General features: G+C 61.0%; 8 protein-coding genes. 2 read left to right on the top strand and 6 right to left on the bottom strand.

The window, feature by feature from the left end; translation table 11 throughout:
- The coding region (locus BLV45_RS26835) for an extracellular solute-binding protein (protein ID WP_090538377.1) at positions 1–944 on the bottom strand (944 nt) is incomplete at its 3' end.
- A 784-nt stretch (positions 945–1,728) separates the two neighbouring features.
- On the opposite strand from BLV45_RS26835, the gene BLV45_RS27355 reads away from it, so the two are divergent.
- Positions 1,729–2,019, top strand: a complete 291-nt coding sequence (locus BLV45_RS27355) for a hypothetical protein (RefSeq protein ID WP_143130490.1) — start codon at positions 1,729–1,731, stop codon at positions 2,017–2,019.
- Between the two features lie 320 nt (positions 2,020–2,339).
- Positions 2,340–2,741: a DUF3224 domain-containing protein gene (locus tag BLV45_RS26830; protein ID WP_090538373.1), complete on the top strand. Its 402-nt coding sequence runs from the start codon at positions 2,340–2,342 to the stop codon at positions 2,739–2,741.
- A 37-nt stretch (positions 2,742–2,778) separates the two neighbouring features.
- Here BLV45_RS26830 and BLV45_RS28300 read toward each other — a convergent pair whose 3' ends face one another.
- The 5 genes from BLV45_RS28300 to BLV45_RS26805 form a co-directional block, all read right to left on the bottom strand.
- The gene (locus tag BLV45_RS28300) at positions 2,779–3,060 is read right to left on the bottom strand and encodes a hypothetical protein (RefSeq protein ID WP_176954261.1); all 282 of its coding nucleotides are present in this window, start codon (positions 3,058–3,060) and stop codon (positions 2,779–2,781) included.
- Positions 3,061–3,142: 82 nt separating this feature from the next.
- On the bottom strand, positions 3,143–4,207 hold the full coding sequence (locus BLV45_RS26820) for a HoxN/HupN/NixA family nickel/cobalt transporter (protein WP_245753594.1): 1,065 nt from the start codon (positions 4,205–4,207) through the stop codon (positions 3,143–3,145).
- 74 nt (positions 4,208–4,281) lie between these two features.
- Positions 4,282–4,491 (bottom strand): oxidoreductase C-terminal domain-containing protein, encoded by a 210-nt coding sequence (locus BLV45_RS26815; RefSeq protein WP_176954262.1) that lies wholly within the window; start codon positions 4,489–4,491, stop codon positions 4,282–4,284.
- A gap of 207 nt (positions 4,492–4,698) precedes the next feature.
- Positions 4,699–5,712 (bottom strand): aldo/keto reductase, encoded by a 1,014-nt coding sequence (locus BLV45_RS26810; protein ID WP_090538369.1) that lies wholly within the window; start codon positions 5,710–5,712, stop codon positions 4,699–4,701.
- 390 nt (positions 5,713–6,102) lie between these two features.
- Positions 6,103–6,351, bottom strand: a 249-nt coding sequence (locus tag BLV45_RS26805; RefSeq protein WP_218133560.1) for an electron transfer flavoprotein subunit alpha/FixB family protein, incomplete at its 5' end; no start/stop codon positions are given.

The following is a 6,351-nucleotide window of genomic DNA, read 5'->3' as shown; positions in this document are numbered from 1 at the left end:
GTCAGCGCCTGCTGCGCGGGCTCCAGCATGAAGTTCATCAGCTTGTAGAGCACCTCGAGCTTCTCTTTGGGCACGCCCTTCGGGATCACCATGTAGTGCGCGTCGTTCACCCACGTCATGTTGTCGAACGCCTGCACCCGGAAGTCCGCCGGCACGATGCCCAGCGCGCGCGGGTTGATGTCCCAGCCCGTCACCGTGACCGTCATGTCGCGCGTGCCCTCGCCCAGCTCCTTCATCACCGCCGAGGTGCCGCCCGGGTAGTACGGCACGCAGTCGTTCAGCTGCTTGAGGAACGCCCACGTCTTGTCCCAGCCGTTGATCGGGTCGCGCGGGTCCTTGTCGCCGAGCACATACGGCAGCCCCATCAGGAACGTGCGCCCCGGGCCCGAGTTGGCCGGGCGCGCGTAGATCAGCTTGTTCGGATGCGCCTTGCACCACTGCAGCAGCTGCTCGGGCGTCTTCGGCGGATCGGTGACCTTCGCCGGGTTGTATTCAAGGAGCGGCCCGGCTGGCATGTAGGCCACCTCCAGCCCGTAGCCCTGCGCCAGGTCCTGCATCCTGCGCGGGCCCGGCGCGTAGTTATCCAGCACGCCCGGGAACACCGCCGCGTGATCGGGCAGCAGCTTCTCCCACAGGTTCTGCTCGATGCCCGCGGCGAGCGCGTCGGTGCCCGTCAGCACCAGGTCGATGTCCGAGCGCCCCGCGGCCTGCATCGCCTTGATCTTGCCCGGCAATTGCGGCGCCGGCGCGTTGGTGAACGTGATGTTCGACACCAGGTTCGGGTACTTCGCCTTGAATGCCTCGAAGCCCTTTTGTGTCAGCTGAAGGTCGCCCGCCACGTCGACAATGTTCAGCGTCACCGGGTCCGCTGCGTGGGCCGCATGGGCCGCTGAAATGAGCACTGCCCCCGCGATAACGCAGGCAACGGCCCGGCTGCGCGACATCTTCAGATTTGATTTCATTCTTGTCCTTGATCTCTATCCGAGGCCGCCTCGTCACTCGTCCGTGGGGCCACGCGTTTATTGTCGAACTCGATTGAACTGCTGGTTGAATCGCTTGCTACGTTGAAAAGCCAATGTGTAGTCCGTCATCAGATGAGTTGTAGTGTATCTGTAAATTCGCCGATTTGACCTGCGGTATACCCCGATATTTGGGAATAAAAGCCCTTGTATCTCCCATTTTTCGTGTCTTGCGAATTCATAGTTGTATGACGACCGATGTTTAAAGCCGCCAGGTATTCGCCAGGATTCTGGCGGGATGGACGCGAAGCTGACGTGCCGTCTGGATGGAAGATGAGCGGCCAGACAGATTTCCCGCTTGTCAGTCACGCGAAACCGTTTCTGGTTTCTGTTTAGCGGCATGCACGAGTTGTGCAGAAGGAATACAGCGAGCATCCATCCGGGCTGGGACGAACGCAGTCAGACCAGACTTTTCATGTGAGCGCGTTTCCTGCGCCGATGCTTCGGAAGGCATCGGCCGCGAAAATCGCTTGCCTTATACCGATGCGGGTCGCGTCGGATCGACCCGCATGAACGATGTGACTGCCGTCTTTAGCCTGTCGACGTGCTTCTCGAACGACTGGGCCGCGGCAGCGACCTTCGACCAGCAGCCAGAGCCATGGCCGGGACGTGCAAACCAGCGCGCACAAACCCAACGGTACCCGCCAATGCGACGAAGAGCATCAACGTCGCGCACGTGCCAAAGGCAACGATCAGCTTGAGTCTGATCGTGAAAACAGCATTCCGTATCCTGTTCTCTTTATATGAACGTGTACGACGAAAACGTGATCCACGCGAACACGGCCATCACAACAAGCTGCCTGCGACGGGTCTCGCCTGTCGTGCGAATGAGGCCGGATCCATGTCTTTTATATGGACGTATCCGATCGCATGGTCCACCGACAAAGCCTGCCCATCAGTCGACGCAGACCGCTGCAATCTCCCGGCGATTCTTGCCAGAGAAATTGTTCGCGGCATCGAATTTCCATCCGATGGGCGGGCATTACCTGTAACGACCTGAAATCGAAATCGCGTGAACCCGCAATCCCTGCGTTTTTCGGCCAGCATTAACTGCAACCGCCGCCACGCGCGAACCCGAATTATCCGAGCGTGATATCGTGCTCCCAATTGACCGGCATCCATCAAGCGGTCGTTTCATGGACGAACCATGGGTCGGTAGTTCTGGATATGGAGCCTGCTGGTGTGGCCTGCCCGGCCACTTGCGCCAGCCCTGGCCGGATCCGGCCAGAAGCCGTTTTTGCCACTGTCCGTTTCATCGGCAATCGCTTTCACCTTCGTCTTTCCATTCGCCACTGCTGGCTCTTCTGCACTGGAGTTCTTATGACCCAATTCGCAAAAGGCACATTCGTCGTTTCACTCCAGCCCTTGTCGTTCGAAAACGCTGACCCCGGGCAGCAGCTTGGACGCATGTCCATCGACAAGCAGATCTCCGGTGATCTCGTAGCGGCCACGAAGGGGCAAATGCTGAGCGCAATGACAAGCGTTAAAGGTTCGGCCGGATACGTTGCCATAGAGAATGTCACCGGGGTACTGGCAGGAAAGCACGGCTCGTTCGTGCTGCAGCACACGGGCACCATGAATCGCGGCGTATCCTCTCTGTCCGTGACTGTCGTTCCAGACTCCGGAACGGGGGAACTGGGCGGCATCGAAGGCGAGTTCAAGATCAATATCGTAGAAGGCGCGCACTTCTATGAGTTTGCTTATCGCCTGCCCGGCGACTGAAAACTGGACGCCCGGCCGTCTCTTCAAACGGATGCTCTCATAGCGGTCCGCCTGGGAACACCAGCCCGAGCGTTATCCGGGTAATTCCGCAGGCTGCGGGGCCGAGCGCGTAGCCGCATGAAACGATCATCATCAGCGATGCACGAATCCCGCGCGGACTGTATTCACCGGCCAGCGCCGTCGCGTTCGGCATGATCGCGCCGAGGCTCGGACCGGCCGCGAAGCGCCAGGCGTTCGGCGCGGTGATCGCCCCCAGCTGATCGCGGCCATGAGCTACCGGCAGGCGGCTGACATGGACGAAGTGGCAGTCAGGATCCACGAGGCAGTCGCCCAGCTGATCGACGAAATCTGGCGCGTTCGAGGGCCGTCACGGCATGGGCGGCCCGCACACGAACATACGTTCATGCCTGTCCCGATGGACCGTCCAGATCACCCAGTCGCATCCAGCGATAGAGCACGGCCGAACCCAGCCAGCAGGTCGCGAACACGCCCACGATCACATAACCCACCAGGCCGAAATTGTCGTTGAGTACACCGATGACATTCCAGAACCGGCCGCTCAATGCGAGCCTGTCCCCAAGCAGCCCGAGTCCCTCGATACCGCCAACGAGGAGCGCGACCACGACCGAGAGCGTCGTCATCGTCAGGTTGTAGTAGAGCTTGCGTACCGGTTTGACAAAGGCCCAGCCATAGGCGCGGAGCATGAGAATGCTGTCCGTCGTGTCGATCAGGGTCATGCCCGCGGTAAACAAGGCAGGAAACACGAGGATCGACCAGATCGGCAAACCTTGTGTGCCGCCCGCGGCGGAAATACTGAGCAGGCCGACCTCGGTCGCCGTATCGAAACCGAGACCGAACAGAAAGCCGAGCCAGTACATGTGCCGGCTTTTCGTGACGAGCCGGAACAACGGACGAAAGAACCGCGCGAGCAAACCACGACCGGCGAGCAACACGTCCATGTCTTCCTCGACGTAGGGTTCGCCGTTCCTGACCCGCACGAACGCGCGCGCCACGGACACCAGCACGGCCAGGTTCATTAGCGCGATCGCGAACAGGAACAGGGTCGAGACCAGCGTACCGATCAGCGCACCGGTCTCCCTGAATCCGGCCAGATGCGTCTGCATGGCGGTCGCCGTCGCCGCAATCGCGACCGAGGCCGCCACGACGATGGTCGAATGCCCGAGCGAGAATGCAAGACCGACCGTGATGGGCCGCTGGCCGGCGTGCATCAGCTTGCGCGTGACATTGTCGATGGCGGCAATATGATCGGCGTCGACCGCGTGACGCAGCCCGAACGAATAGGCGAGCAGGCTCGTGCCCATCAGCAGCGGATAGCGATGAAAGGCGACGAACGCCCAGATCCATACGCCGACATTGAAGGCGATCAGCAGCCCATACAGCGCGCCGATTCTGCCGCGCGACGTGGCGCATCCGCCATCGAACCCCGTTCCAACGCGATCGCTCACCCGATTCCCATATGCTTTTCACGAGTCCGGGGCATTTCACCCGGACATGACGAACAGTGCGCAAACGCACGCCATTAACACGCGCCTTCCTGATTGAAACTGTTGAGCGCCACGCCGGCATCCGCCAGGGCGCCACGATCTGGCTTCACACCCTTGCCAATGGCCATCTTGCCATGGACAAAATCCCGGGTCGCGTTCACGGCACCGAGCGCGACCAGCACGCCGTCGCGCAGACAGGCAATCGAAAACGACTTCGACGCCCGGTCATATTCAGGCGGACTCACCGCATTCAGGATCCGGCACGTCACACAGCTCGAACTGCTTCGGCGCGACGAGTACAGCCGCTTTCACGACTTTCTCCCTGACGATAAAACGCGAGGACGGCATGGCCCCTCCGCCATGGCGAACCGTGACTGTGATGCACGCAGGTTTGTCACGAGCCGGGCAGTTCATTACTGCCCGGCCCGGCACTGCCCCGCAGTCAGGCACCGTCAAGAAGTCGGCGCGTCCTGCCGGATAAGCTCGCGGCGTTTGAGTTCGGCCCAGAATGCCGGTGGAATTTCAGCCCGGAAGGTTTGCAGATTATCGTTCAGCTGTGCAACAGTACGCACGCCCGGGATATTGGTCGGGATCGCGGGATGGCCGAGAACGAATTGCAGCGCCGCCGCCTTGAGCGGCACCGCGTAGTCCCGGCAGACCTGCTCGATCTTGCGCACACGCTCAAGAACTGGCTCCGGCGCGAGCGAATAGTTGTATTTCGCGCCAGGCACCGCGCCTGTCGCGAGAATACCGCTGTTGTAGCCGCCCCCCAGGATGACCGACACCTGCCGCTCTTCGCACAGCGGCAGGAAACCATCGAGTGCGTCCTGCTCGAGCAGGGTGTAGCGACCGGCCAGCAGCAGGCAGTCGAAATCCTGCTGGCGAATCGCTTCGTGCGCGACCTGCCACTCGTTGACACCGAGGCCCACCGCCTTCACGACCCCTTCGTCACGGAGCTTCAGCAGTGCTTTCGCCGCACCGGCCATCGCCGCATCGAACATCTCGGGCTGCCGCTTTCCGTGCGTAAACACGTCGATGTCATGGATCAGCGCGATATCGATGTGTTCCAGCGCCAGACGCTGCAGACTGTCTTCGATCGAACGCATCGTGCCGTCGTAGCTGTAGTCGAAAACCGGTTCGAACGGCAGCCCGTCGACCCATGGCTCGAAGTTAATCCCGGCACGCCTGCGCGGCTTCAGAAGGCGCCCAACCTTGGTGGACAGCACATACTGGTCGCGCGGATACCAGCGCAGCCCCTGGCCGCAGCGCGCCTCGCTCAAACCGTGGCCGTACATCGGGGCAGTGTCGAAGTAGCGTACGCCCGCGTCCCATGCTGCCTTGATCAAGGCAGCCGAATCCTCTTCACTGACCGGCCTGAAGATGTTGCCGATCGGCGCGGCGCCGAAACCCATCACGGTTGTCTCGAGCCCTGAACGTGGCCATTTACGCTTTGCTACCGGATCCATCTTTGTCTCCTGTGTCGATCGGAGTTAGCGCTTTAGCGCTTACTCCGATCCCATGCAAGCTCGCTGCGGTCGATCGGAGTTAGCGCTTTAGCGCTTACTCCGATCCCATGCAAGCTCGCTGCGGTCGACCGGAGTTAGCGCTTTAGCGCTTACTCCGGTCCCATGCAAGCTCGCTGCGGTCGATCAGAGTTAGCGCTTTAGCGCTTACTCCGATCCCATGCAAGCTCTCTGCTGCCATGAGTTGAATTATTCGTTCGATCAGAATTTTCCGACCACTTCGACTTCGCCCCGCAGATCGTCGAGCGCGAGCGCATGAGGTGTGGCGGCGAGCCCGACATCTACGATCGCAATCCGGGTCTTACGCATTATGGGCGCCCCGTTGGGATCGCGTTAAACCGATGCAGTCAGTTCAGGCACCATGCCGAACAGATCGCCCACCAGACCATAATCCGCGACGCTGAAGATCGGCGCTTCCGGATCCTTGTTGATCGCGACGATCACCTTCGAATCCTTCATGCCCGCCAGATGCTGGATCGCCCCCGAGATGCCCACCGCCACGTACAGTTGGGGCGCCACGATCTTGCCCGTCTGGCCCACCTGGTAGTCGTTCGGCACGAACCCCGCGTCGACCGCCGCGCG

Origin of the sequence: Paraburkholderia sartisoli (assembly GCF_900107685.1) — a bacterium.
Taxonomy (GTDB): Bacteria; Pseudomonadota; Gammaproteobacteria; order Burkholderiales; family Burkholderiaceae; genus Paraburkholderia; species Paraburkholderia sartisoli.
Note: the sequence above shows the minus strand (reverse complement) of the source record. Positions and strands in the feature narration are given on the sequence as shown.

Bases quoted from the DNA above. Each gene is read 5' to 3' on its own strand.
- BLV45_RS26830 (WP_090538373.1), top strand. From the start codon at position 2,340: ATGACCCAATTCGCAAAAGGCACATTCGTCGTTTCACTCCAGCCCTTG.
- BLV45_RS26810 (WP_090538369.1), bottom strand. From the start codon at position 5,712: ATGGATCCGGTAGCAAAGCGTAAATGGCCACGTTCAGGGCTCGAGACA.